The sequence below is a fragment of the Stenotrophomonas sp. WZN-1 genome (genome assembly GCF_002192255.1).
GTDB lineage: Bacteria > Pseudomonadota > Gammaproteobacteria > Xanthomonadales > Xanthomonadaceae > Stenotrophomonas.
Genome location: NZ_CP021768.1, coordinates 3,477,274 through 3,503,672, shown reverse-complemented (window position 1 = coordinate 3,503,672; position 26,399 = coordinate 3,477,274). Strand labels below are relative to the sequence as shown.

Sequence of the window (26,399 nt, the reverse complement as noted above, 5' to 3'; positions counted from 1 at the left end):
GAATACGAAGGGTCGATGATAGCCTAGTGTCCTGTCCAGCGACTGAAACCGGCCGCCGGGACCCCAAAATTTCAAAGAATGCCCCCTGCCATGTCTGAACAACCCTCTGAATCGGCCCGCCAAGCCATCGTCCCCGACACCGCTGCCGGCCGCCGTTTCGACGCCGTCGTGGCCGAACTGTTCCCCGAATACTCGCGTTCGCGCCTGACCGAGTGGATCAAGTCCGGTGACGTCCTGCTGGACGGCGCCCAGGTGCGCCCGCGCGATCCGCTGCGCGGCGGCGAGGTGGTGACCCTCCAGGTGGTGCTGGAAACCCAGACCGACGCCCAGCCGGAGGACATCCCGCTGGACGTGCTGTTCGAGGACGAGCACGTGCTGGTGATCAACAAGCCGGTCGGCCTGGTGGTCCACCCCGGTGCCGGCAACCACAGCGGCACCCTGGTCAACGCCCTGCTGTTCCGCGACCCGTCGGTGGCGGTGCTGCCGCGCGCGGGCATCGTGCACCGCCTGGACAAGGACACCAGCGGCGTGATGGTGGTGGCCAAGACCCTGGAAGCGCAGACCGCGCTGGTCGAGCAGCTGGCGGCCCGTGACGTGCACCGCCAGTACCTGGCCATCGTGATGGGCGCGCTGGTGGCCGGCGGTACCGCCGATGCCCCGATCGACCGCCACCCGCGCGACCGCCTGAAGATGGCGGTGCGCGAGGACGGCAAGGAAGCGGTGACCCATTACCGCCTGCGCGAGCGCTTCCGTGCGCACACCGCGCTGGAGTGCCGCCTGGAAACCGGCCGTACCCACCAGATCCGCGTGCACATGGCGCACGTGCGCCACCCGATCATCGGTGACCCGCTGTACGGCGGCGCGCTGAAGCTGCCCAAGGGCGCCAGCGACGAGCTGGTGGCTGCGCTGCGCGGCTTCAAGCGCCAGGCCCTGCACGCCGAGACCCTGGAGTTCATGCACCCGATCACCGGTGAGCCGGTGCGCAATACCGCGCCGGTGCCGGAGGACATGCTGCACCTGATGAAGGTGCTGCGCGAAGACAGCGAAGCCTTCGCTGCCCGCGAGCGGGATCGCTGGTGATGGCGGCCGCGCTGCCGTTGCTGCAGGCGGACTGGCCGGCACCTCCGGGCGTCCATGCGCTGACCACGCGTCGGCACGGTGCGGGCATTTCGCCGGCGCCGTTCGCGCAGTTCAACCTGGGCAACCGGCACGCGGCCGATGGTGATACCCCCGCCAATGTGGAACACAACCGCCAGCTGCTGCAGCAGGGTCTGGCGCTGCCCTCGGCACCGCATTGGCTGCGCCAGGTGCACAGCAGCACCGTGCTGCGCTTCACCGCGCCGCCGGTGGCCGGCGCCAGCGAACCGGTGGCCGACGCTGCGGTGACTTCGGTGCCGGGCGTGGTGCTGGCGATCCTGACCGCCGACTGCCTGCCGGTGGTGTTTGCTGCGGCCGATGGCAGCGAGGTGGGCGCGGCCCATGCAGGTTGGCGTGGGCTGGCCGACGGCATGCTGGAGGCCACGGTGGCCGCCATGCAGACGCCGCCTGCGCAGCTGCGGGCCTGGCTGGGGCCGGCCGCCGGGCCGGCCGACTACGAGATCGGCGAGGAGGTCTACCACGCCTTCGTCGGGCATGATCCGGCCGCCGAGGCGGCGTTCGTGGCCACCCGCGCAGGCCACTGGAAGGTGGACCTGTTCGGGCTGGCGCGGCAGCGCTTGCAGGCGGCGGGGATGGACCCGGCGCAGGTGTATGGCGGCACGGTGTCGACCATGGCCGATCCTGACCTGTATTCGCACCGGCGCGACCGTCGTACCGGGCGCATGGCGACCCTGGCCTGGATCGCGCCCTGACCCCGCCGCTGTTCGCGCGCGTGCTGGGGCCGGCCTTCGCCACCCTGGCAGCGCCGGTACAGGCCCTGCATGCCGCGCCGTTGCCCTGCCGCTACGTTGGGCAGGCGCGCATCGTGAGGGGACGGCACTGGCTGGTGCCGCTGCTGGCCGCGTTGGCGCGGTTGCCGAAGGACGGCGACGCGCTGCCCACCGAAGTGGCGTTCAGTGCACGTGGGGAGGGCGAGCAGTGGGCGCGGCGGTTTGGCTGCTGGCCGATGGTGTCGCGGCTGTGGGCGCACGAAGGGTTTCTGCGCGAGCAATTGGGTGCGGTGCGGTTCGAGTTCGACCTGCAGGCCCGCGAGGGTGGCATCGACTGGTCGGTGCGGCGGGTCTGGGCGTTCGGGCTGTTGCCGCTGCCGAGGCGCTGGTTTGGTGGTGTGCGCTGCCGTGAAGCCTGGCAGGGCGAGCGTTACACTTTCCTGGTCGATGTGACGCTGCCCTGGGCCGGAGCCCTGATCCGCTATGAAGGCTGGCTCGAACCGCAGTGACGGCACCGCCGAGGCTGGCAGCGCGGTGATCGTGTTCGATGGCGTGTGCGCACTGTGCAACCGCTGGGTGCGCTTCCTGCTGCGTTTCGACCGCAGAGGGCGCTACCGCTTTGCGGCGATGCAGGGCGAGCAGGGCAGTGCGCTGCTGCGTTCGCACGGGTTGGACCCGCAGGATCCCGCGTCGTTCCTGCTGCTGGACGCGCAGGGCGCCTGGACCGATACCGATGCCATCCTGCGCGTACTGGCGGGGCTGGGCGGCGCCTGGCGCCTGAGCGGCGTACTGAAGGCGCTGCCGCGCGGCTTGCGCGACGCGGCGTACCGCGCGCTGGCGCGCAACCGCTATCGCTGGTTCGGGCGGCATGACGCCTGCCATCTGCCCGCACCCGAGCAGGCTGGGCGGTTTTTGGATTGACCGCCTGTTGTAGAGCCGAGCCCATGCTCGGCTGGCATTCCCTGTAGCGTCGAGCTTGCTTGACTGCCTGCCGACAACAGTTGAGCAAGCTCGACTCTACAAAATGCAGCCGAGCATGGCTCGGCTACAGGAACGCGTGCCTCAACCTTCCAGTGCGTCCAGGTAGCTGCGTCGCCAGTGGTTGATGTCGTAAGTGCGCAGGTGCTCCATCATCGCGTGCCAGCGTTCCTTGCGCCTGTGCAGCGACATGGTTGCCGCGGTGGCGATGGCGTCGGCCACGCCGTCCAGGTCGTGCGGATTCACCAGCAGCGCCTGCTTCATCTCGTCGGCGGCACCGGCCAGCAGCGACAGCACCAGCACGCCGGGATCCTCCGGGTCCTGCGAGGCTACGTATTCCTTGGCCACCAGGTTCATGCCATCGCGCAGCGGCGTGACCAGGCCGACGGCCGCCGCTCGGTAGAAACCAGTGAGGGTGGCATGGGTGAAGTTCTGGTTGACGTAGCGCAGCGGTGTCCAGTCAGGCTCGGCGTGGCCACCGTTGATGTGGCCGGCGATCTGCTCCAGCTGGCTGCGCAGCTGCCGGTACTCGGTGACATCGCCGCGCGAGACCGGAGCGATCTGCAGGTAGGTCAGCGAGCCGCGCTGGTCGGGATGGCGCTCAAGATACCGTTCGAAGCCGAGGAAGCGTTCGGGCAGGCCCTTGGAATAATCCAGGCGATCGACGCCGATCGCCAGCTGGCGATCACGCAGGCTGGCGCGCAGGTTCTTTACGGCGGCCTTGGTGGCGGCGGTGCCGGCCTGGCGTGCGATCAGTTCGGTGTCGATGCCGATCGGGAAGGCCGCGGCGCGGAAACGGCGCCCGCCCGGTGCTTCCAGTTCGCCGTTGTCGAGTACGCGGCCACCGCCGAACAGGCGCAGGTAGGTCTGGAAGCGATCGGCATCGCGCTGGGTCTGGAAACCGACCAGATCGTAGGCATACAGGGCGGAGAACAGGCGCAGGTGGTCCGGCATCGCCTGCAGCAGGTCGGCCGACGGCATCGGGATGTGCAGGAAGAAGCCGATGCGGCAGCCGATGCCACGCTCGCGCAGCAGCGCGCCAAGCGGGATCAGGTGGTAGTCGTGGATCCAGACGATGTCATCTTCGCGCAGCAGCGGCGCGAGCTTGTCGGCGAACAGCGCATTGACCTTGTGATAGGTCTCGCGGGTGCCACGGTCGTAGTCGACCAGATCGAGGCGGAAGTGCAGCAGCGGCCACAGCGTGCGGTTGGCGAAGCCGTTGTAGTAGCCATCGACCTCGCGCTTGCTCAGGTCCAGGGTGACGAACTCGATGTCGCCGTCCTTCTGCGTGTGCAGCGTGCCACTACCCTCGCGCACGCTTTTGCCACTCCAGCCGAACCACATGCCGCCGCGCTCCTTCAGCGCGGCCAGCAGGCCGACGGCCAGGCCGCCGGCACGATTTTCACCCGGCACGGCCACGCGGTTTGAAACCACTACCAGACGACTCACGATGCCTCCTGCCAGGACCGCGACAGGCGCATCGCGGCGGTGATCAGGCCGACGTGCGAATAGGTCTGCGGGAAGTTGCCCCAGGCTTCGCCGCTGTCGAAGGCCAGGTCCTCCGACAGCAGGCCCAGGTGGTTGCGCTGCTTCAACAGCAGTTCGAACATCCCGCGTGCCTCGTCGAGGCGCCCGATGGCGGCCAGCGCATCGATGTACCAGAAGGTGCAGATGGTGAAGCTGGTTTCCGGCTCACCGAAGTCATCTGGTGCGACATAGCGGTACAGCGAATTGCCATGCTTGAGGTCGCGGCCGATGGCTTCGACGGTGGCGATGAAGCGCGCGTCCAGCGCATCGATGAAGCCGATGTCGGCCAGCAGCAGCAGCGAAGCGTCCAGCCGATGGCCGCCGAAGGTATCGGTGAAGTGGCCCCGTTCTTCGCTCCAGGACTCGGCCATGATGCGCGCGTGGATGGTGTCTGCGCGCTCGCGCCAGTAATGGGCGCGGTCGTCGCGCTTCAGGCGCACGGCGATCTTGCACAGGCGGTCGCAGGCGGCCCAGCACATCGCGCTGGTGTAGGTGTGCACTTCGGTGCGGCCACGGAACTCCCACAGGCCGGCATCGGGTACGTCGTGCAGGGCGAAGGCCTGCTCGCCGAGGGGCTCCAGGCGGGCAAAGGTGTGCGCATCACCCGGGTCCTGCAGGCGCCGGTCGAAGAACAGCTGGGTGGAGGCCAGCACTACGCTGCCGTAGACATCGTGCTGGCGCTGCACCCAGGCCAGGTTGCCGCGCCGCACCGGGCCCATGCCGCGATAGCCCGACAGGCTGGGTACTTCGTCTTCGTCCAGCTTGGCCTCGAAGCCGATGCCGTACAGCGGCTGCAGCGTGCCATCGGTGGTGGCCAGGTTGAAGATATAGCCGAGGAACTGCTCCATCGTGCGCGTCGCGCCGAGGCGGTTCAGTGCACGCACCACGAACGCTGCATCGCGCAGCCAGCAGTAGCGGTAGTCCCAGTTGCGCACGCTGCCGGGGGCTTCCGGTATGGAGGTGGTCATCGCCGCGATGATCGCGCCGCTGTCCTCGTACTGGCACAGCTTCAACGTGATCGCACTGCGGATCACTGCGTCCTGCCATTCCAGCGGAATGGACAGGTAACGCACCCATTCACGCCAGTAGTCGCGGGTGCGCTGGAAGGCTTCCTGTACGTAGCCGCTGATCGAGCGGTTGAGCGATTCATCCACGCCCAGGATCAGGTGGATGGGGTGGTTGAGCACGAACGGCAGGCCATCGCGGATGAAGCGTACCGGTACGTCGGTGGTCAACCGCAGCACGTGCTCGGGCAGGATCCAGCGCACATGGTTGCTGCCCCAGGTGGACTCGGGCACGCGCGCGCCCCAGTCGGCCAGCGGCCGTGCGCGCACGGTGATGCGTGGGCTGCCGGCCAGCGGGCGCACCTGGCGGATCAGGCTGACCGGGCGGTAGAAGCGGTCGTTCTGCCGCCAGCGCGGGGCGAAATCGAGGATTTCCAGTTCGCCGCCGTGCGCGTCGCGCAGCACGGTGCGCAGGATCGCCGTGTTGGTCAGGTATTCCTGCTCGCTGCTGGCGAAGTCCTCCAGCTCGATGGCGAAGTCGCCACCGGTCTGCTGGTTGGGGCCGAGCAGGGCACAGAAGGTGGGGTCGCCGTCGAAGGTGGGCAGGCAGCTCCAGACAACGCGGGCGCGCTTGTCGACCAGGGCGCCGAAGCTGCCGTTGCCGACCACGCCCAGATCAAGATCGGGTTGGGTCATCACGCGGTACATCTCGGTTGCGGCCGTGGGGTTGGCCGGGTCAATAGGCATTCTCACGCAGCCAGGCGTGCACGCTGCGTATGTCAGGCAGCGCGAACACCGCCTTGCTGGGTTCACGTTCGCCCACCAGCACACTCCAGCCATGCTGGACGTTGGCGGCGTCGAAGCCGAACTCATCGGTCAGGTCATCGCCGAGGAACACCGGCAGGCGGCCACGGAACGGCAGGTACTGCATCATCCGCCGCACGGCGCGGCCCTTGTCGGTGCCGACGGGAACGAACTCAACGACGTGGTCGCCCGGTTGCAGGCGGTAGCTGGCACGGCCACGCACGTGGCGGTCGGCGAAGGCGCGCACATCACTTGCCGCGTGCGGCGCACCGCGCCAGTGCAGTGCCAGGCCGACGCCCTTGTCTTCCACCAGCACGCCGGGATGGCCGTGGGCAAAGCGCATCGCCTGCTGGTGCAGCGCGTGCAGCCACTCGGCGGTGTCGTCGTCATGTTCGTCACGCAGTACGCGACCGTCTTCGCCACGCAGTTCGTGGCCATGCAGGCCGGCGGCGGGCAGCTTCAAAGGCGCGAACAGTTGATCCAGCTGTTCAAGTGGGCGACCACTGACCAGTGCCACGGCACCTTCCAGGCGGTCGCTGATGCGGCCGATGGCTTCACGCACATCCGGCAGCAACTGCACGGCATCCGGGCGTGCAGCGAATTCGATCAGGGTGCCGTCGACATCGAGGAACAACGCACAGGCGTCGTCCAGCAATGGCGGTGGCGGACGCAGGGGGAGCGGTTCAGCCATGACGCCCAGCTTGCCAGCGTGGGCGTGTACGTCGGGTCGAGGGCAGGCTACGGATTGGGTAGTGCCGACCAACGGTCCGCACCCACCCAAGGCAGTTACACCCAATGCAATCAGAACGTGTAGCGGACGCGGCCGTAGTAGTACGCGCCGTTGCTGCCGATCGGCGACAGCACGTCATATGGCAGGTTGCCGAAGTAGTGGATATCGCTGTTGGATCGATCCGGGTAGTTGTCGGTCAGGTTCTGCCCGCCGATGGCCACGCTCAAGCGCGGGGTGATGCGGTACTCCACTTCCGCATCCAGCTGCCATTCGGCCTGGTAGGTCTGGCGCGGGATGTAGCCATCACCGAAGTTGAACACGCGGGTGGCGCTGCCATAGCGGTTCACGCGGGTGCTCAGCGACCAGTGGTCGTTGCTCCATGCGGCCGAGAAACTGCCACGCGTGCGCGGCGTGGCATCGGTGAGGGTGTTGGTCTCTTCGATGCCGAACAGCACGTAGTCCGGGTTCAGCGCGCGCAGCTGCGCCGGCGTGGCCAGCACGTTCTTCAGCGTGGTTTTGGTGTACGCATAGGTGCCGGTCAGCAGCAGCTGGCCATCGCCCAGCGACTGGCGCCAGTTGGTGACAAGCTCGGCGCCACGGGTGCGGGTATCGGCGGCATTGACGAAGAAGCTGGCGCTCTGCAGGCCGCTGACGCCGTAGTTGGCGGCCACGTAATCGGTCAGTGCGTCACCGGTGATGCTCTCCGACAGCGCGATGCGGTCATCGATATCGATCTGGAAGAAGTCCAGCGACAGGTCGAGGTGCTCGCCGATGCGGCTGGTGAAGCCGAGCGAGGTGTTGATCGACTTCTCCGGCTGCAGGTTCTGCGCACCCAAGCCACGCGCGATCGGATTGTTGACCGACAACAGGCGGCCCTGCACCAGCTGTCCGCCGGCGTTGTAGCCGGTGGACGTGGACTCGTAGCCGATCTGCGCCAGCGACGGAGCACGGAAGTTGTTGGAGATGGCACCGCGCAACGCGAACGCCGGGGTGAATTCATAGCGCAGGCCGAGCTTGCCGGTCAGTTCACCGCCGAAGTCGTCGTTGTGCTCGTAGCGCGCGGCCAGATCGGTGGAGAACTTCTCGCCGAACTGGCTGGACAGGCTGGCGTAGGCACTGGCCACGTCGCGCGACAGGCGGGCCGCATCCTGCGGCGTCAGGCCACCACCGGCCTGCGAGCCGGTCGGGCGATCGGTGTAGGGGCCGGCGGCGTAGCTGGCCGGGTCGCCGGGACGGGTCTGGTAGCGCTCATGGCGCGCTTCCACGCCCAGGCCCAGGGTGTGGCTGATGCTGTCGCTCTGGGTGAACACGCGGCTCAGGTCGAGGTTGCCCACGGTCTGCGCGTACTCGTAGTCGGCGGTCTTGAAGCGGGTCGGGCTGGTCGGGCCCAGCGAGGCGTTGAGCGAATCACGCAGTCGGTAGGTGAAGTCGTTCTGGCCGTAATCCAGGCTGCCGTCGTAGCTCCATTCACCCCACTGGCCGCGTACGCCGGCCACGGCCTGCACGTCGCGGTTCTCGCCTTCGGAGATCGGTCGGTAACCGTTCGGATAGACCTGCTTCCAGTTGGCATCGCCATCGGGATAGCGGAAGTAGTTCGCGCCTTCGGTATCCCGCTGGTTGAAGGTGCCGAACGCGTAGAACGTCGACGTCTGGCCCACCGGGATCTCGGTGTTCAGCCACAGGTTGATGTCCTTGCTCTTGCCATCGCCCAGCACATAGTTGCGCTTGCCCTGCAGCGCCAGGTTGTCCGGCGTCTGGTCCCACGGCGGAATCTGGTCGAAGCCGGCGCGGTTGGTGCCGTTGCGGTGCTTGTACTCCAGGCCGACGCGCAGGAAGCCGCCATCTTCGCCCAGCGAGGTGCCGACCTTGGCGCTGATGTTGCCGGTCTGGCCGTCGGTGAGAGTGCGGCCGATCGGCTTGAGGTCGGTGTGGTTGGAACCGTAGCTGGCCTCGATCTCGCCGCCGTCACCGCCGTTGTCGAGGATCACGTTGATCACGCCGGCCACCGCATCCGAGCCGTACAGCGCACCAGCGCCGTCACGCAGCACTTCGATGCGCTTGATCGCACTGACCGGGATCGAGTTGAAGTCGACCGGCGTGGTGCCCTTGCCGATCTTGCTGTCGGTGTTGACCAGCGCAGTGTGGTGGCGGCGCTTGCCATTGACCAGCACCAGCACCTGGTCCGGCGACAGGCCACGCAGCTGCGCCGCGCGCACGTGGTCGGCGCCGCCGGAGTTGGACTGGCGCGGGAAGTTGAACGAGGGCAGCAATGCCTGCAGCGCACTGCCCAGTTCACCATTGACCACGCCGGCCTTGCGGATGTCCTCGGCGGTGAGTACATCCACCGGCGAGGTGGATTCGAGCACAGTGCGGTCGGCGGCACGGGTGCCGGTGACGATCACCGTGTCCAGGTTGGTGGCGTCCTGGGCCAGGGCCGGGACGGCGGCAGAGGAAAGCGCGAGGGCAATGGCGAGGCCGAGCGGCGACGCGGGCAGGCGGGCGGACATTGAGGGGCTCCGGCAACAACGACGACGGGGAAGGGGGGGGTAGTTTCACTTACATCCATCCGGATGAAGCGATATATTATCTTCGCGTGATGACCGCTGCGGATGCAAGCCCCTGCCGGTCCGGCATGAGTTGATGTCCTGCTGGCATCAGCATGCCGGGCCGGTGGCGCTGTACGCTGCCGGCTCGCCTTGTCCCCCTTCCCCGGAGCTGTACCGATGAAACACCTTGGCCTCGTCTTCGCCGTGCTGCTGGCCACCAGCGGCTGCGCCAGCCTCTCTTCGCAGGCGCCCAGTGCCTATGCCACAGCCACCACCGCCGAACTGAAGGGTGATGCCGCACGCCCGTCCGCCGGCCACGGCTGGGTGCGCAGTGAGCTGTACTTCGGCGTGGGCGAGGAGCAGGGCGCCGGCAACCGCCCGCAGGCCGACACCATCAGCGAGGCGCAGTGGCGCACCTTCCTGGACAAGGAAGTGACCCCGCGCTTCCCGGATGGCCTGACCGTGTTCGATGCCTACGGCCAGTGGCTGTTCCGCGGCGATGCCGCGCCCAACCGCCTGCGCACCAAGGTGCTGGTGGTGCTGCACGAGGACACCCCCCAGCGCCGCGCCGACATCGAAGCGATCCGCCTGGCTTGGAAGCAGCAGACCAAGCATCAGTCGGTGCTGTGGTCGCGGCAGGCGGTTGACGTATCGTTCTGAGGTGAAGGTGCCAGTGCGGTGCCGCAGGGAGCGATGATGAACTACATGGAGTGCATGCTGGGCCTGGTGTTGGCAGGCGTGCTGGCAGCGTCGGCGCAGGCGCGTGGGGATGACGGCGAAACGCTGCGGTTCCAAGTGGCCGCGCACGTACAGGCGCACGCGGATCCCCAGCAGGACGGCAGCATCGCGGTGCAGCTGTCACCGTCGGGCAAGCGTCAGACGCTGGCGGGCGCGGCGGACGCCGACGGCAATTCGCGCTGGGGTCTGGAGGACGCCGATTTCGATGGCTACCCGGAACTGGTCGCACGCGCTTCGGTGGGCATGGTCAACGAGGCGGTGGCGGTGTACCGCTTCGACCCGGCCAGTGCCGGGTTCCGCGCGCTGCAGGCCGACACCCATGGCAAGGACAGCTGCGGTGACCTGATGGGGCTGACGGTTGATCGTTCGAGCCGCACCCTGACCAGCAGCTGCCGCAGTGGCCCGATGTGGTACACCGATCAGTACCGGTTTGCAGGTACGAAGCTCTATCTGTACCGCTCCGAGAGCGTGTTGATGCTGGGCGACACGCTGAACGCCGCGCTGCATTGGGAACAGACCGACGAGCAGGGGCCGCTGGCGGTCTGGCGTACTTACGATCCTGCCGGTCGCGTGCTGGAGAGCGCGATTGCCGATGGCCTGGGCGCACCGCCCGACGGGCCGCTGCGTGGTCAGCAGGCCACCGTGGTACCCGCGCGCCTGTTCCTGTTCGACCGGCCCGGCGCGTCCAGCACCAAGCGTTACCTGGTGCAGGGCGACCGCGTGGAAATGCTGGATGAACAGGATGGCTGGATGAAGCTGCGCTACCGCAACCCGAAGCAGGGCGCGGTGGTGGGCTGGATCAACGTCAACGATTGACGAGGGATCCGCCCCGGGTTTGCAGAACGAGGCGATGCGCGTCTTGCCCACGGGGGCATCACTTCGCGGGGTCTAGCCTCGGACGTTCCCCCGTTCGAGGATGTATCCGATGAGCAAGCGCGTGGCCGAAATCGTGGTGGATGCCCTGCAGCAGGCCGGTGTCCGCCGTTGCTACGGCATCGTGGGCGATACGCTCAACCATGTGACCGATGCGATGCATGGCAGTGAGATCGCCTGGGTGCATGTACGCCATGAGGAAGTGGCCGCATTCGCTGCCGGCGCCGATTCGCTGGTGAGCGGCGAGCTGACCGCCTGCGCCGGTTCCTGCGGCCCCGGCAGCCTGCATTTCATCAACGGCGTCTTCGAGAGCAACCGCAACCGTGCGCCGATGGTACTGATCGCCAGCCAGGTGGTGACCAGCGAGCTGGGCATGGAATTCCCGCAGGAAGTGGACTTCAAGGCGGTGTACGCCAGTTGTTCGGTGTTCTGCGAGCAGGTGCACAGCGCCGAACAGGCGCGCCGCGTGGTGACACTGGCCTGCCAGGCCGCAATCAGTCGCCGCGGCGTGGCGGTGGTGATCCTGCCGGCCGATATCAGCCAGGCCGAGGTGAAGCACGATGTGCCGTTCTCGGTGCACTACACCCACCCGGTGCTGCGACCTTCCGACGCTGAACTGCAGCGGATCGCCGAGTTGTTGGGGCAGGGCAAGCGCATTGGTGTCTACGCCGGTGCCGGTTGCCAGGGTGCGCACGCGCAACTGCTGGAACTGGCCCGGCGCCTGCAGGCCCCGGTCGCGCATACCTCACGCGCCAAGGATTTCGTCGAGCCGGACAACCCGTACAACATGGGCATGACCGGCATCTTCGGCATCGAATCCGGCTTCCACACGCTGATGGAGTGCGACACGCTGCTGCTGCTCGGTGCCGATTTCGCGTGGGGCCAGTTCTACCCGGACAAGGCCACGATCATCCAGGTCGACCGCGATGGCAGTCACCTCGGCCGCCGCCATCCGGTGAATCTGGGCGTGGTCGGTGATGTCGCACCAACGCTGGACGCCTTGCTGCCGATGCTGCCGCCACGCGAGGACAGCAGCTTCCTGGACGAATGCATCGAGCGTCGTGACAAGGCACTGAACAAGCGCGAAAAGGAAGAACAGCCGGGTGAAGGCGAATTGATCCATCCGCAGCACCTGACCGCGCTGCTGTCGAAGCATGCCAGCGACGATGCGCTGTTCACCGCCGACGGCGGCTCGCCGATGGTGTGGGTGCTGCGGCATATCCGGGTGAATGGCCGCCGCCGCACGCTGACCAGCTTGCTGCACGGCACGATGGCCAACGCGATGCCGCAGGCGCTGGGCCTGCAGAAGGCGTTCCCCGGCCGGCAGGTGATCTCGCTGTCCGGCGATGGCGGTCTGGCAATGCTGTTGGGCGACCTGCTGACGGCGGTACAGGAGAATCTGCCGATCAAGGTGGTGGTGTTCAACAACGGCTCGCTGAATTTCGTCGAGCTGGAGCAGAAAGTGGAAGGCTTGCTGGACAACTACACCGACCTGAAGAACCCGGACTTCGGCCGCCTCGCCGAGGTGATCGGCTTCCATGGCCGCACGGTTACCCGCAGCGAGGATCTGGAGGAGGCGGTGCAGGATTTCCTGTCCCAGCGCGGTCCGGCGTTGCTGGACGTGCATACCAGCCGCGCCGAGCTGGTGATGCCGCCGCAGATCGAGGCCAAGCAGGTGGCCGGTACGGCGCTGTATGCCGCCAAAGCGGTGTTGAATGGCCGCTTCGACGACGTGAAGCATCTGCTGGTGGACAACTTCCTGAAGAAGTAGTGGTTGGTCGATGCAGGGCTGCGCCCTGCACCCGCCGAAACCACGGCAACCGCCGAAGCAAGGTCAAAAGCTGGTTTACCGTGAGTGGGCGGGGTGGGTCCGGTAGCGGGGGGCGCTGCAAGTACGTCCATGTAAGCTCGGTCGCCGCATCCATGGCGCTCACGCCCCCGCAACCGGATCCACCCCGCCTTCGACAGATCATCGCGATCTGCCGGTAGATCCACGCGATGCGTGGATAACGCAAGAATGATCGAAATGATCTTCTGTAGAGCCGAGCCATGCTCGGCTCAGAGGCTTCGCGTACAGCAGCCGAGCATGGGCTCGGCTCTACAACGAGCGCCTGCCTTTGCTTTTGATCTTTTGATTCTCTTCCGTGGCCGCCGCGCGCAGCAAACTGTCAGGGGCCGGGCGGGACGGGCTGTGCAGGACCGTTGGCGCCATGGATGGCGCCATCGAGCCCCCAAGGATGGGTTTACGGCGTGTCCTGCGCAGCCCATCCCGACCGGCCCAACCCAGAAATCGCTGTCCGCGACCAACCCAGCCACGAGGGGCTCCGCCGTTGGCTGGAACCCATCATTCCACGACGGAATTGGCGCGCCGGCCCCGCTGGGCCTACCATCGGCGGTCCCCACCCCCACCGCCCCTTCCATGTCCGCTCCCGCTTCCGCCGCACCGCGTCGCTGGTTTGTCGCCGGCGACTTCAACGGCTTCTTCGGCCTGGTCGTCGACAACCTCTCCATCCTCGGCTTCATCGCCATGGCCCTGGTCGGGATCTTCCAGTTCCCCGCAGATGTGGTGTTCGGCCGCATGTTCCCCGGCACCGCCTTTGGCGTGCTGGTCGGCAACCTGCTGTACACCCTGATGGCGCGCCGGCTGGCCGCGCGTACCGGCCGCGACGATGTCACCGCCATGCCGCTGGGCCTGGATGCACCGACCAGCATCGGCATGGCGTTGCTGGTGCTCGGCCCGGCCTTCATCGCCTTCAAGCAGCATGGCATGGACCCGCATGCGGCGGGTATCGCCACCTGGCAGCTGGGCATGGCCGCGCTGGTCATCATGGGCGTGCTCAAGTTCGTGCTGTCGTTCTTCGGCGAAGCGGTTACCCGCGCGCTGCCGCGTGCCGCGCTGCTGGGTTCCATCGCGGGTATCGCGCTGGTGCTGATGGGCCTGCTGCCGCTGCTGGAAACGCTGCGTTCGCCGCTGGTCGGCTTCACTACGCTCGGTTTGCTGCTGTACGTGCTGATCGCCAAGGGCAAGCTGCCGGTGCGTGGCCCGGGCGTGCTGCTGGCCTTCGTGTTCGGCACCGTGCTGTATTACGGCCTCGGCCTGGCCGGGCTGGGCGCACCCGGCTTCCATGTGCCGGAGTGGGTGCCGCCGCAGGTGGTGCTTCCGCTGCCGACGCTGGGCTTCCTCGACGGCCTGCCCACTGCGATGACCTACCTGCCGCTGCTGCTGCCGTTCGGCCTGCTGATGGTGGTCGGTGGCATCAACGTGTCCGAAAGCGCGCGCGCGGCCGGTGATGACTACCGCACCCGCGACATCCTGCTGGTGGAAGCGGTGGCCACGCTGGTGGCCGGTGTCTGCGGCGGCGTGGCGCAGACCACACCGTACATCGGCCAGCCGGCGTACAAGCACATGGGCGCGCGCAGCGGCTACACGCTACTGACCGGCCTGTTCGTCGGCATCGGCGGCATGCTCGGCATCATCTCCGGGCTGGTGCAGTGGCTGCCGCTGGCGGTGCTGGCACCGATCATCGTGTACGTGGCCATCGACATCACCACGCAGGCCTTCCAGGCAACGCCGCGCCACCACACCGGCGCGATGGTGTTCGGTTTCCTGCCGTCAGTGGCGTACCTGCTGGCGATCAAAGCGCCGGGCTGGATCGCGCCCGACCAGCTGCCGCAGCTGCTGACCAAGCTCGACGGCCACGGCCTGCCTGAGCTGGCGGTGATCTTCACCCTCGGCAACGGCTTCATCATCACCTCCATGCTGTGGATTTCGGCGGTGGCGGCGATGGTCGATGGGCGCCTGCGCCGTGCCTGCGGCTTCCTGCTGGTTGCCGCGGGTCTGACCCTGTTCGGCCTGATCCATTCGGTGGATCCGCGCGGTGGCATCTACCTGCCGTGGGACCTGGACGGGCTGGCACGCATCATCAGCTGGCAGTTCGCCGGCGCCTACGTGGCACTGGCACTGCTGCTGGGCCTGCTGTCGCTGCAGAAGCAGGCGGTGAAACCGCTGGGTGGGGGCAGCTGACCCCACGGTAGTTGCCGGCCGCTGGCCGGCATGTTCATGGAACTTGGACACATCGTGCGATTGCCGGCCAGCGGCCGGCACTACCGTTCCCCATCCAGCTCCGGGTAGTGGCGGAAGATGCCGTTGGTGTTGAACGGCAACCGCCGCGCCGAGGCCAGATAGGTGGCAATGTTGGGTCGTTTCGCCACCCGCTCCTGCAGCGCGCGCAGCAGGGGCAGGGTGGGGCCGAGCGCCTGCATGCGGCGCGGGAACATGTAGTCCAGCCCGCTCAGCAGCTGGAACAGTGACAGGTCCACATAGGAATGCTCGCGAAGCGCATGGCGGCCACCGTTGGCGGCCAGCACGTGTTCGAAGTAGCCCAGGAACTTCGGCAGCCGTTCGCTGCGCAGGGACGTGGCACGTGCCTTGGCCTCGGTCTTCTGCTGTTCGTAGTACTTCGATGCGGCGATCGGATGGTGGGTGTCATGCACCTCGGCCACCAGGTCGGCGATGGTCAGCTGCAGTTGCAACGCCTGCATCCGACGCGAGGCCGCCTGCGGCACCAGGTCCAACGTAGGGCCCAGGAAATCCAGGATCGCTGCGACCTGCGCAATGACCTGGCGACCGGCCTTCAGGAATGGTGGTGCGAAGGGCTGCGCACCGTCACTGCTGCCATCGAGAAACGGCTGCATCACCGCATCGCCGTGCACCCGTGCCATGTCGATGTAGTCGGCGCCGGCATCTTCCAGCGCCAAGCGCACGAACTCGCCACGGCCCTGGATGCCGGTCCAGTAGTACAGCGCGTACTGCATGGCAGCGTCTCCACAGGACAGAACTCATAGCCTCGCGCGGGCAGTGCAAAGCAGGCGTGAGCGCGGTTCTGGTGCAGGCCTGAACCCGAACGGCAGCGGAACAGGCGGGGAACCGGCTGGAATCAGCCGGGTCACACCTTCTCCATGCAGGTGAATAGATGAGGGACTGCATCATGCAGAGTGGAAAGGCAGTATGGCCCTGGATATTGGGCGTTGTGGTGATCGGTGGCGCGGGCGGTTGGTTGTTCCGCGATCAGCTCAAGAGCCTGGCAGACGGTGTCTCGGTGCCGGTGCAATCAACTCCCGCCAGTACTGCCGCACCGCCACAACCCACGGCCGCCGCAGAACCCGCGCCAGCACCACCCCCGATCAAACATCCGCTGGATACCGAGGCCGCCGCCGACCCGGCACTGCCGAAGCTGGCTGACAGCGATGCCGCGGCCTGGGGCGCACTGGGCCAGCTGTTCCAGGGCGAGGGTCCGCTGACCCTGCTGCTGCGTGATCATCTGATCCAGCGCCTGGTTACCCAGGTCGACAATCTGGACAAGCCCAGCGTGCCGCCGACCGCGCTGGCCGCGCGCCCGCTGCCGGGCAACCTGCAGGCCGAGCCAGGCGAAGGCGGTGAACGCATCGCCGCCAGCAATGCGGCGCGCTATGCGCCCTACGTGCAGGCGTTCACTGCACTCGACCCGGCGGCAACGGCCACGGCTTACAAGCGCTTCTATCCGCTGATCCAGCAGGCCTATGTCGACCTTGGTCGACCCGAGGGCTATTTCAATGACCGCCTAGTCACGGTGATCGACCACCTGCTGGAGACCCCGGAGCTGGTCCAGGCGCCGCTGGTACAGCGCGATGACCGCGGCCGCTATCGCTTCGTCGATCCCACCCTGCAGTCCCGCTCGATCGGGCAGAAGGCCCTGCTGCGCATGGACGCCGCGCAGGCGCGGGCGGTCAAACAGCAGCTGCGGGCAATCCGCAGCGCGATCACACGCTGAACCCGCCCAACGCGCGCAACTGATCGGGATCAACGCGCCGACCACACCCGTTCCGGCATGCTGGCCGCAGGCTGACTGGCCTCGGGGTGCAGTCGCAGCCACCCTTGAAACGGGGTGGGGCAACCGCATCTTTCCAGCATCGCCGGCGCGGGCCGGCCCTGATGACCGATGAGGATTCGCAATGCGGATGGACAAGCTCACCTCGCGTTTCCAGCAGGCGCTGGCAGACGCACAGTCGCTGGCCGTGGGCCGCGACAACAGCATCATCGAACCGGTTCACCTGTTCAGCGCGCTGCTGGACCAGCAGGGCGGCAGCACGCGCCCGTTGCTGGCCCAGGCCGGGGTGAACGTGCCGGTGCTGCGCGAGCGCCTGACCGAGGCGCTGGACGCACTGCCGAAGGTGTCCGGGCAGGCCGGCAACGTCTCGATGGGCAATGACCTGGGGCGCCTGCTGAACCAGACCGACAAGCTGGCCCAGCAGAATGGCGATGCCTTTATCGCCAGCGAGTGGTTCGTGCTGGCAGCGCTGGACGACGGCGGCACGCTGGGCATGGCGCTGCGCGCCGCCGGTGCCGACAAGACCCGCCTGCAGGCCGCCATCGACAAGCTGCGTGGCGGCGAGAACGTGCAGTCGGAGAATGCCGAGGAACAGCGGCAGGCGCTGGAGAAGTACACCATCGACCTGACCGCGCGTGCCGAGAGCGGCAAGCTCGATCCGGTGATCGGCCGTGACGAGGAAATCCGCCGCACCATCCAGGTGCTGCAGCGCCGGACCAAGAACAACCCGGTGCTGATCGGCGAACCCGGCGTGGGCAAGACCGCGATCGTGGAAGGCCTGGCCCAGCGCATCATCAACGACGAAGTGCCCGAGGGCCTGCGCGGCAAGCGCGTGCTGTCGCTGGACATGGGCGCGCTGATCGCCGGCGCCAAGTTCCGTGGTGAATTCGAGGAACGCCTGAAGGGCGTGCTCAACGACCTGGCCAAGAGCGAAGGGCAGATCATCCTGTTCATCGATGAGCTGCACACCATGGTTGGCGCCGGCAAGGCCGACGGCGCGATGGATGCCGGCAACATGCTCAAGCCGGCGCTGGCACGTGGCGAACTGCACTGCGTGGGTGCAACCACGCTGGATGAGTACCGCAAGTACATCGAAAAGGATGCTGCGCTGGAGCGCCGTTTCCAGAAGGTGTTCGTGGGTGAGCCGTCGGTGGAGGACACCATCGCCATCCTGCGCGGGCTGAAGGAAAAGTATGCGGTGCACCACGGGGTGGAGATCACCGATCCGGCCATCGTCGCCGCTGCGACGCTGTCCAACCGCTACATCACCGACCGCCAGTTGCCGGACAAGGCGATCGACCTGATGGACGAGGCCGCTTCGCGCCTGCGCATGGAGATCGACTCCAAGCCGGAAGAACTGGACCGCCTGGAACGCCGGGTGATCCAGCTGAAGATCCAGCGCGAGATGCTGAAGAAGGAGAAGGACGAGGCCTCGCGGCAGCGCCTGGCCGACCTGGAAAACGACATCGATGCGCTGGAGCGCGAGTTCTCCGACCTCAATGAAATCTGGAAGTCGGAGAAGGCCGCGCTGCAGGGTGCAACCAAGATCAAGGAGCAGGTCGAGCAGGCCAAGCTGGAGCTGGAATCGGCGCAGCGCCGCCAGGATTTCGCCAAGATGAGCGAGATCCAGTACGGCCTGCTGCCGCAGCTGGAAAAGCAGCTGGCCGCCGCCCAGGAAGCCGAGCACAAGGACTTCAAGCTGGTGCAGGACCGGGTCACCGACGAGGAGATCGCCGAGGTCGTGTCGCGCTGGACCGGCATCCCGGTCAACAAGATGCTCGAAGGCGAGCGCGACAAGCTGCTGCGCATGGAAGAGGTGCTGCACAACCGCGTGGTCGGCCAGGAGGAAGCGATCAGGGTCGTCTCCGATGCCGTGCGTCGTTCGCGTGCGGGCCTGTCCGATCCGAATCGCCCGGCCGGTTCGTTCCTGTTCCTCGGCCCGACCGGCGTCGGCAAGACCGAGCTGTGCAAGTCGCTGGCCGAGTTCCTGTTCGACAGTGCCGACGCGATGATCCGCATCGACATGAGCGAGTTCATGGAGAAGCACAGCGTCGCCCGCCTGATCGGTGCGCCCCCGGGCTACGTCGGTTACGAAGAGGGTGGCTACCTGACCGAGGCGGTGCGTCGCCGTCCGTATTCGCTGATCCTGCTGGACGAAGTGGAGAAGGCGCATCCGGATGTGTTCAACATCCTGCTGCAGGTGCTGGACGATGGCCGCCTGACCGATGGACAGGGCCGCACCGTGGACTTCCGCAACACCGTCATCGTGATGACCTCGAACCTGGGTTCGCACCAGATCCAGGACATGAGTGCTGATGACAGCCCGGAGGCCTACACGCAGATGAAGGCGGCGGTGATGGGCGTGGTGCAGGCGCATTTCCGCCCGGAGTTCATCAACCGCCTGGACGACATCGTGGTGTTCCACCCGCTGGACAAGCAGCAGATCAAGCAGATCGCACGCATCCAGATGCGTGGCCTGGAAAAGCGCCTGGCCGAGCGCGGGCTGAAGCTGGAGGTATCCGATGCGGCGTTCGACCTGCTCGGCAATGTTGGCTTCGATCCGGTGTATGGCGCGCGCCCGCTGAAGCGCGCGATCCAGTCGCAGCTGGAGAATCCGCTGGCGCAGCAGATCCTGTCCGGTGCCTTCGTCAACGGTGACACCATCGAAGTCGGAAACGATGGCGGCCACCTGGTGTTCGCCAAGGCGTGAGTCAATCGGGGCGCTGCCTGACCGCAGCGCCCCGTTTCCTGTGAGTAACGCCCAGCCCGGCGACTTCTCAGAAGCGGTGCGTGTACCCGCTCATCAGCCCGAACTGGTTGGGCTTCTGCACGATCGGGCTGTTGGCCGCATCGCCGAGCAGGCGCGTGCCTTCGGCCGAGATATACCAGTTGCCGTTGCGGCCCACGCGGTGGCTCCACTTCAGGCCGACACCGGCGCTGACCAGGCCGGCCTTCGGTTTGTGCTCGGCGAAGCCGGTTCGCGCCGCCTGTTCCGGGCTGACGCCGTACCAGGTCTGCATGTAGCCGCGGTTGCCGTAGTCGGTGGACACGCTGCCGCTGACCACACCGCCAGCCAGGTCGAACAGCGGCAGGGTCAGGTTCAGATGGATCTGCTGGGTGGCCAGGCCGTTCTCGGCCTTGTCCTCGTCCTTGCGGGTGAACTGCCAGGAGCCGCTCAGCACGGCCTCGCCCAGCGTATAACCAGCCGAGACGCCGACCAGGGGACGGGTATCGATATCGCCCATGCCGCGCAGGAAGTCCGAGCCGCCGAGCAGGGAGTCCTTGTCCTTGCGGATGCCGCTGCCGCCGACGTAGGCGCGCACGCGGGTGTGCTCGCCGAGGGCGGTGCCCCAGCCGATGCCACTGGTGCCCAGAAACCAGCCCCCCGGCGAGGTGACATCGAAGGAGAGTGACGGCGTCGCACGATACTCCTCGCTGCCGCTGTAGCGCGGCGTCACGCCACCACCGGCGGCGAGCTCGAAGGTCCAGTGGTCATCCTTGGCGTGGGCGATCGGGGCGGCAAACAGCGGCAGCAGGGCCAGGCAGAGCAGGGTGGGGGAACGGCGAAGCTGGGACATGGAAACTCTCGACAATGGGAGGAAAGCAGCGCGCGCATCCGGCGAGTGCTGCAGGGTCGCCAGCGTGGCGATACGCCGGCGACCGATCCGTCCGCAGTTGTGCGGGAGTTGTAATCAACTGTAATCGCGGCCCAGCGCGTTCAGCTGGCAGCCAGCGGCCAGTGCATTTCCAGGCGTGCGCCGCCCAGCGTGGCGCGGCTGATGCGCAGCTCGCCGCCGTGGCGGGCTGCAATACGGCCGACGATGGCCAGGCCCAGGCCGAAGCCGCCGGTGTCACGGCTGCGGCTGTCATCCAGGCGGGTGAACGGGCGCATCACCTTTTCGTGGTCAGCCTCGGCGATGCCGGGGCCGTCATCGTCCACGCGCAGGCAGGCGCGGCCGCCAACACCCACCAGCGAGACTTCGACCTGCGAGCGCGCATGACGCAGTGCGTTGCCGAGCAGGTTGCTCAGCGCCAGCTGCAGCAGGCGTGGCTCGGCATCCACGCGCGGCAGGGCGCTAGGCTGCACACGCAGCGCCAGGCCGGCACGTTCGGCATCGCGGCGGGCATCGGCCAGGCAGGCCTGCAGCCAGTCGTTGGCTTCAATCCGCTGCATCGGTTCGCCCTCATTGGGATGCTCCAGCCGTTCGTAGGCCAGCAGTTCGCTGACCAGCCGGTTGAGCTCGGCCAGGTCGCCATGCAGGCCCTGGGCCAGCCGCGCGCGGCGTTCGCGATCGTCGCTGTCCTGCATCAGGTCCAGGCCGAAGGCCACGCGTGCGATGGGCGTGCGCAGTTCGTGCGAAATGGCATGCGTGAGGTCGCGCTGGCGCTGCACCAGCTCGGCCACGCGTGCGGCCATGCGGTTGGAATGGTCGACGATGACGCGTATCTGCGAGCGTGGCGAAACCTGCGCGCGCGCCTGCAGGTCGCCGGCACCGATGCGATCGGCGTGCCGGCGCAGCGCTTCCAGGTCGCGCCAGAGCAGGCGTACCCAGGCATACAGGCTGGCGCCGACCAGCAGCAGGATGCTGAGGTAGGCGGCGATGGTCATGTACATCGTCATCTGCACCGCGCCGGGCAGGTGCAGGTGCAGCCATCGGCCGCCGACGCCATCGATGGGCAGCAGGACCTGCTGGTACTGATCGCGCACGATGAAGCCATCGGCCTGCACGGCCGCCTGTTCCTGCCGCTCGAGCGCGGGAGGATTGTCGAGCAGGGTCAGGGCGATGCCGTAGTGTGGTTGCCACTGCCGCAGGCGCTCACGCTGCTGGCCGGCGTCCAGGCCGGCAAGGCCACTGCGCAGGGCGTACACCTGCCCGCGAACCTGCTGCACGAACACGCGATCCTGCACGGGCGTGTAGATGCCATCCAGGATGTGGTTGAGGAAGAACACCGATACCAGGAAGCAGGCGCCGGTGACGAACCATAGCCACAGGAAGAGGCGCTTCATTCCGACCAGGCCGCAGGATTGAACTGGTAGCCGCGCCCCCACACGGTCTTGATCCGCCGTGGCTCGCGCGCATCATCGCCGAGCTTGCGGCGCAGCTTGCCGATGCAGACGTCAACGCTGCGGTCCAGGCCGTCGAAGCCGATGCCGCGCACCGCCTGCAGGATCTGGTCACGCGACAGGATCTGCCCGGGCTGGCTGGCCAGCAGCCACAGGATCTCGAATTCGGTGGTGCCCATGTCCACCGGCTGGCCGTGCAGATGCACCTCGCGCTGCATGCGGTCGATCAGCAGCTCGCCGTGCATCAGGCGGCAGGGGGTGCCGGTGTTGCTGCTGCCATGGCGGCGGCGCAGCAGGGCGCGCAGGCGCGCCAGCAGCAGGCGTGGTTCGATCGGCTTGTGCACATAGTCATCGGCACCCGATTCCAGGCCCAGCACCTGTTCGATGTCGTCCTCGCAGGCGGTCAGCATCAGGATCGGCACATCGGAGAAGCTCCGGATCTGCCGGCACACATCGATGCCACCGAGGCCGGGCAGCATCAGGTCCAGCACCACCAGTTCCGGGGCATGCTGGCGGCAGGCCGCACCGGCAAGGTCGCCGCGGGCCACGTGCTGCACGGCGAAGCCATGTTCGTGCAGGTAGTCGCTGACCAGTTCGGCCAGGCGACGGTCGTCCTCCACCAGCAGGACCGACGTGGGCGAACTGCTGGCAGGGGGAGTCCAAGGGGATGGCTGCATGCGTGGGGCCTCCGTGCCCGGGCAGGAGCGCCCGGCGGCGAAGCCTAGCAACGGCCCATGACGGCTGCCTGAATCGCGGCCAACCTGATAACCGCGGGTACGGACGTCATCGCCAGCGGCTTTCAGCGGCCGGCCCCGGCTGGCCTATGGTGGCGGTTTCCCCGGATGGAACCTGGTGCAATGAGTGACCCGCAGTGGCAACTGGAAACCCTGGCCGTGCACGGCGGCTACCGTCCCGACCCGACCACGCGCGCGGTGGCGGTGCCGATCTACCAGACCGTGGCGTATGCGTTCGATGACACCCAGCACGGTGCCGACCTGTTCGACCTGAAGGTGCCGGGCAACATCTACACCCGCATCATGAACCCCACCACCGACGTGCTGGAGCAGCGCCTGGCCGCGCTGGAAGGCGGCATCGGCGCGTTGGCGCTGGCCTCGGGGCAGGCCGCGATCACCTATGCCCTCCAGACCATCGCCGAGGCCGGCGACAACATCGTCGCCTCCAGTGCGCTGTATGGCGGCAGCCTCAACCTGCTGGCGCACACGCTGCCGCAGTACGGCATCCAGGCGCGTTTCGCCGATCCGGCCGATCCTGCCGCGTTCGCCGCGCTGATCGACGACCGCACCAAGGCGGTGTTCGTCGAATCGATCGGCAACCCGCGCGGCAACGTCACCGACATTGCCGCCATTGCTGAGGTCGCGCATGCCGCCGGCGTGCCACTGATCGTCGACAACACGGTGGCCACCCCGTTCCTGCTGCGCCCGTTCGAGCACGGCGCCGACATCGTGGTGCATTCGCTGACCAAGTACCTCGGGGGCCACGGCAACAGCCTGGGCGGTGCGATCATCGATTCGGGCCGCTTCGACTGGGCCGCACAGCCCCAACGCTTCGCCCGCCTCAACCAGCCTGACCCGAGCTACCACGGCGTGGTCTACACCGAAGCGCTGGGGCCGGCGGCCTATATCGGCCGCGCGAGGGTAGTGCCGCTGCGCAACACCGGCGCGGCACTGTCGCCGTTCAATGCCTTCCTGATCCTGCAGGGCATCGAGACCCTGGCCTTGCGCATGGAACGCATCAACGCCAACGCACTGGCCGTCGCGCAGTTCCTGAAGGCGCATGCCAAGGTGGCCTGGGTGCGCTACGCCGGACTGGCCGACGACCCGGAGCATACCGCCGCGCAGCGCTACCTGGGTGGGCACGGCTCGGGCGTGTTGACCTTCGGCCTGCCGGGTGGTCGAGAAGCCGGCGCGCGCTTCCTCGATGCACTGAAGCTGTTCACCCGCCTGGTCAACCTGGGCGATGCGAAGTCACTGGCCACCCATCCGGCCTCGACCACCCATCGCCAGCTGGATGCAGCGGAGCTGGCAAAGGCCGGTGTCAGCGAGGACACCGTGCGGCTGTCGATCGGCATCGAACACATCGGCGACCTGCGCGCCGACCTGGAGCAGGCACTGGCCGGCGCCTGATAGCCGCACGCTTGGTGCATATCGCCACAGGCGATCACCACTGGCAGCGCGATGCGCTACGGTGGATCTGCCTCTCCAAGGCAGTGGCAACGTGGCGATCCAGATCCCCGGTCGATGCGGGTCGACCGGGGATTTTTTTGTTTCCGGGGTCAGATCCGTTTTCCTGTGGAAAACGGATCTGACCCCATGCGTCGCCGTGTCGACCAAGGTCGACACCTACCAGAGCAGGGCGCCGTTCCGACAGCTCGCAAGAAACTGTCGAAGGCGGGGTGGGTCCGGTTGCGGGGGCGTGAGCCGCATGGATGCGGCGACCGAGCTTACATGGACGTACTTGCAGCGGCCCCCGCAACCGGACCCACCCCGCCATCCCACGCTATGCCAGCTTTTGCTGTTGCCGTTGCTTCGGCAGGTGCAGGGCTGCAAGCCCTGCCGCACGCCCGTCTTACACCACCGGAATGCTGTGCTGCCCCAGATTCCGGTATGGCGGCGTGGACATCACCATCTCCGCCAACGAATACGCCAGCTCGCGCTCGGCCATCACCGTGCCATCAGCACCGTGCTCCAACAGATGCTTCACCTCCGCATCGCTGTGCGCGCGCGCCAGCAGGGTCAACTCCGGGTTGATCGCCCGCAGCTTGGCCAGTGCCTCACCGGCCTCCAGCGGCTGCGGAATGGCCAGCACTGCGATCTTCGCGCGCTCGGGATGGGCCTCGGCCAGTACCCGGTCGGCGGCGGCACTGCCGCGGATCGCCGCCAGGCCCTTGGCATGTGCCTGCTCGACATGTTCCTTGTTGTCATCGATCACCAGCACCGGCACGCCACGATCGCGCAGCACCTGCGCCAGCTCGCTGCCGACCCGGCCGTAACCGATCACGATGGCATGGTCATGCAGATCGCGCGAGGGACCGGTCGCCTCTTCCGGCTCGGCCGGCTGGGGCTGCTGCTCCTGCTTGGCCTGCCAACGGTCGAGCAGGCCGAACACCAGCGGGTTGAGCATGATCGACACCAGCGCGCCGGCAAGCACCAGCGACTGGCCTTCCTTCGGCAGGATCTGCAGCGCCACGCCGAGGCCGGCGATGATGAAGGCGAATTCGCCGATCTGCGCCAGGCTGGCCGAGATGGTCAGCGCAGTGCTGGTCGGGTGGCCGAACGCGCGCACGATGAAGAAGGCGGCGGCCGACTTGCCGAACATGATGATCAGCACGGTGGCCAGCACCTGCCACGGGTGCTGGATGAGGATGTTCGGGTCGAACAGCATGCCGACCGAGACGAAGAACAGCACCGCGAACGCATCGCGCAGCGGCAGCGAATCATGCGCGGCCTTGTGGCTCAGCTCCGATTCGTTGAGCAGCATGCCGGCGAAGAACGCGCCCAACGCGAACGAGACGCCGAACAGCATCGCCGAGCCGAACGCCACGCCCAGCGCGATCGCCAGCACCGACAGGGTGAACAGTTCGCGCGAACCGGTACCGGCGATGCGTTCGAGGATCCACGGGATGACCCTCCGGCCGACCACCAGCATCACCGCTACGAACAGGCCCAGCTGCACGAAGGTCCAGCCGATGTCGGCGAGCACGCTGCCCAGCGAGTGCGACTCCTTCGCCGCATCGGGGCCGAACACACCGGCCATCACCGGCATCATCACCAGCGCCAGCACACAGGCCAGGTCTTCCACGATCAGCCAGCCGACCGCGATCTTGCCGCGCATGGTCTCCAGAAGGCGGCGTTCTTCCATCGCCCGCAGCAGCACCACGGTACTGGCGGTGGCCAGCGAGAAACCGAAGATGACGCCATGGATGGCGGGCCATCCCATCAGCGAGGCCACGCCCCAGCCGAGCAGGGTAGCGACCGCGATCTGCCCAATGGCACCGGGGATGGCAATGGCCTTGACCGCCATCAGGTCCTTCAGCGAGAAGTGCAGGCCGACGCCGAACATCAGCAGCATCACGCCCAGTTCGGCCAGCTGGTTGGCCAGCGCCTGGTCGGCGACGAAGCCGGGGGTGAACGGGCCTACGCAGATGCCAGCAACCAGGTAACCGACCAGGGGAGACAAGCGGAGCTTGTTGGCCAGCGCGCCGAAGATGAAGGCGAGCCCGAGGCCAACGGCAACGATGTTGATCAGGTCGGTGTCATGGTGCATCGGCACTCGCAGGCAATCGGGGGTATCCCGATTTTCACCGATGAGGCCAGATACGGCAAACCCGCCGTCCACGCGCCGTGGCCGGCGGGTTTGCCCACGCATTTCTCCTCTACCC

General features: G+C 67.1%; 20 protein-coding genes. 11 read left to right on the top strand and 9 right to left on the bottom strand.

From position 1 onward, the window contains the following. The first annotated feature begins 90 nt into the window (after positions 1–90). The 4 genes from rluD to CCR98_RS16425 are packed head-to-tail and all read left to right on the top strand — an operon-like array spanning position 91 to position 2,789. Positions 91–1,080 carry a 23S rRNA pseudouridine(1911/1915/1917) synthase RluD gene (gene rluD, locus CCR98_RS16440; RefSeq protein ID WP_087923440.1) on the top strand — a complete coding sequence of 330 codons (990 nt, stop codon included), beginning with the start codon at positions 91–93 and terminating at the stop codon, positions 1,078–1,080. Next, a complete protein-coding gene (gene pgeF / locus CCR98_RS16435) occupies positions 1,080–1,850 on the top strand; it encodes a peptidoglycan editing factor PgeF (RefSeq protein ID WP_087923439.1) in 771 nt (256 codons plus the stop codon). Before rluD ends, pgeF begins: the two co-directional genes overlap by 1 nt. Positions 1,851–1,870: 20 nt before the next feature. Then, positions 1,871–2,377 carry a DUF4166 domain-containing protein gene (locus tag CCR98_RS16430; protein ID WP_087923438.1) on the top strand — a complete coding sequence of 169 codons (507 nt, stop codon included), beginning with the start codon at positions 1,871–1,873 and terminating at the stop codon, positions 2,375–2,377. Further along, entirely contained in the window at positions 2,352–2,789 is a 438-nt protein-coding gene (locus tag CCR98_RS16425) for a thiol-disulfide oxidoreductase DCC family protein (protein ID WP_087923437.1), read from the top strand. The genes CCR98_RS16430 and CCR98_RS16425 overlap by 26 nt, the downstream gene beginning before the upstream one ends. A gap of 141 nt (positions 2,790–2,930) precedes the next feature. Here the strand turns inward: CCR98_RS16425 and otsA are convergent, their stop codons facing one another. The 4 genes from otsA to CCR98_RS16405 all read right to left on the bottom strand — a co-directional run bounded on the left by otsA (position 2,931) and on the right by CCR98_RS16405 (position 9,418). Continuing rightward, positions 2,931–4,295: an alpha,alpha-trehalose-phosphate synthase (UDP-forming) gene (otsA, locus tag CCR98_RS16420; RefSeq protein WP_087923436.1), complete on the bottom strand. Its 1,365-nt coding sequence runs from the start codon at positions 4,293–4,295 to the stop codon at positions 2,931–2,933. Then, a complete protein-coding gene (locus CCR98_RS16415) occupies positions 4,292–6,073 on the bottom strand; it encodes a glycoside hydrolase family 15 protein (protein WP_087924216.1) in 1,782 nt (593 codons plus the stop codon). The genes otsA and CCR98_RS16415 overlap by 4 nt, the downstream gene beginning before the upstream one ends. 40 nt (positions 6,074–6,113) lie before the next feature. Further along, positions 6,114–6,872, bottom strand: a complete 759-nt coding sequence (gene otsB, locus CCR98_RS16410; protein WP_087923435.1) for a trehalose-phosphatase — start codon at positions 6,870–6,872, stop codon at positions 6,114–6,116. A gap of 110 nt (positions 6,873–6,982) precedes the next feature. Continuing rightward, complete coding sequence (locus tag CCR98_RS16405; RefSeq protein WP_087923434.1) at positions 6,983–9,418, bottom strand: TonB-dependent receptor; 2,436 nt, start codon at positions 9,416–9,418, stop codon at positions 6,983–6,985. Positions 9,419–9,634: 216 nt separating this feature from the next. Between CCR98_RS16405 and CCR98_RS16400 the strand changes: the two genes are divergently transcribed. The 4 genes from CCR98_RS16400 to CCR98_RS16385 all read left to right on the top strand — a co-directional run bounded on the left by CCR98_RS16400 (position 9,635) and on the right by CCR98_RS16385 (position 15,092). Beyond that, a complete protein-coding gene (locus CCR98_RS16400) occupies positions 9,635–10,117 on the top strand; it encodes a DUF3574 domain-containing protein (RefSeq protein ID WP_087923433.1) in 483 nt (160 codons plus the stop codon). A gap of 36 nt (positions 10,118–10,153) precedes the next feature. Continuing rightward, positions 10,154–11,011, top strand: a complete 858-nt coding sequence (locus CCR98_RS16395; protein WP_087923432.1) for a hypothetical protein — start codon at positions 10,154–10,156, stop codon at positions 11,009–11,011. Positions 11,012–11,120: 109 nt separating this feature from the next. Beyond that, the gene (locus CCR98_RS16390) at positions 11,121–12,839 is read left to right on the top strand and encodes a thiamine pyrophosphate-dependent enzyme (RefSeq protein WP_087923431.1); all 1,719 of its coding nucleotides are present in this window, start codon (positions 11,121–11,123) and stop codon (positions 12,837–12,839) included. A gap of 648 nt (positions 12,840–13,487) precedes the next feature. Continuing rightward, complete coding sequence (locus CCR98_RS16385) at positions 13,488–15,092, top strand: hypothetical protein (protein ID WP_087923430.1); 1,605 nt, start codon at positions 13,488–13,490, stop codon at positions 15,090–15,092. A gap of 80 nt (positions 15,093–15,172) precedes the next feature. Here the strand turns inward: CCR98_RS16385 and CCR98_RS16380 are convergent, their stop codons facing one another. Further along, the gene (locus CCR98_RS16380; protein ID WP_087923429.1) at positions 15,173–15,883 is read right to left on the bottom strand and encodes a glutathione S-transferase; all 711 of its coding nucleotides are present in this window, start codon (positions 15,881–15,883) and stop codon (positions 15,173–15,175) included. Between the two features lie 173 nt (positions 15,884–16,056). On the opposite strand from CCR98_RS16380, the gene CCR98_RS16375 reads away from it, so the two are divergent. Continuing rightward, positions 16,057–16,878 carry a DUF3014 domain-containing protein gene (locus CCR98_RS16375; protein ID WP_087923428.1) on the top strand — a complete coding sequence of 274 codons (822 nt, stop codon included), beginning with the start codon at positions 16,057–16,059 and terminating at the stop codon, positions 16,876–16,878. Positions 16,879–17,059: 181 nt separating this feature from the next. After that, the gene (clpB, locus tag CCR98_RS16370) at positions 17,060–19,645 is read left to right on the top strand and encodes an ATP-dependent chaperone ClpB (protein WP_087923427.1); all 2,586 of its coding nucleotides are present in this window, start codon (positions 17,060–17,062) and stop codon (positions 19,643–19,645) included. Positions 19,646–19,712: 67 nt separating this feature from the next. Here clpB and CCR98_RS16365 read toward each other — a convergent pair whose 3' ends face one another. The 3 genes from CCR98_RS16365 to CCR98_RS16355 all read right to left on the bottom strand — a co-directional run bounded on the left by CCR98_RS16365 (position 19,713) and on the right by CCR98_RS16355 (position 22,677). Beyond that, entirely contained in the window at positions 19,713–20,513 is an 801-nt protein-coding gene (locus tag CCR98_RS16365; protein ID WP_087923426.1) for a MipA/OmpV family protein, read from the bottom strand. Positions 20,514–20,653: 140 nt separating this feature from the next. Further along, entirely contained in the window at positions 20,654–21,943 is a 1,290-nt protein-coding gene (locus CCR98_RS16360) for an ATP-binding protein (protein ID WP_087923425.1), read from the bottom strand. After that, a complete protein-coding gene (locus CCR98_RS16355) occupies positions 21,940–22,677 on the bottom strand; it encodes a response regulator transcription factor (RefSeq protein ID WP_087923424.1) in 738 nt (245 codons plus the stop codon). Before CCR98_RS16355 ends, CCR98_RS16360 begins: the two co-directional genes overlap by 4 nt. A gap of 180 nt (positions 22,678–22,857) precedes the next feature. Between CCR98_RS16355 and CCR98_RS16350 the strand changes: the two genes are divergently transcribed. Then, complete coding sequence (locus tag CCR98_RS16350) at positions 22,858–24,144, top strand: aminotransferase class V-fold PLP-dependent enzyme (RefSeq protein ID WP_087923423.1); 1,287 nt, start codon at positions 22,858–22,860, stop codon at positions 24,142–24,144. A gap of 442 nt (positions 24,145–24,586) precedes the next feature. Here CCR98_RS16350 and ybaL read toward each other — a convergent pair whose 3' ends face one another. Next, entirely contained in the window at positions 24,587–26,284 is a 1,698-nt protein-coding gene (ybaL, locus tag CCR98_RS16345; protein WP_087923422.1) for a YbaL family putative K(+) efflux transporter, read from the bottom strand. Between the last annotated feature and the right edge of the window lie 115 nt (positions 26,285–26,399).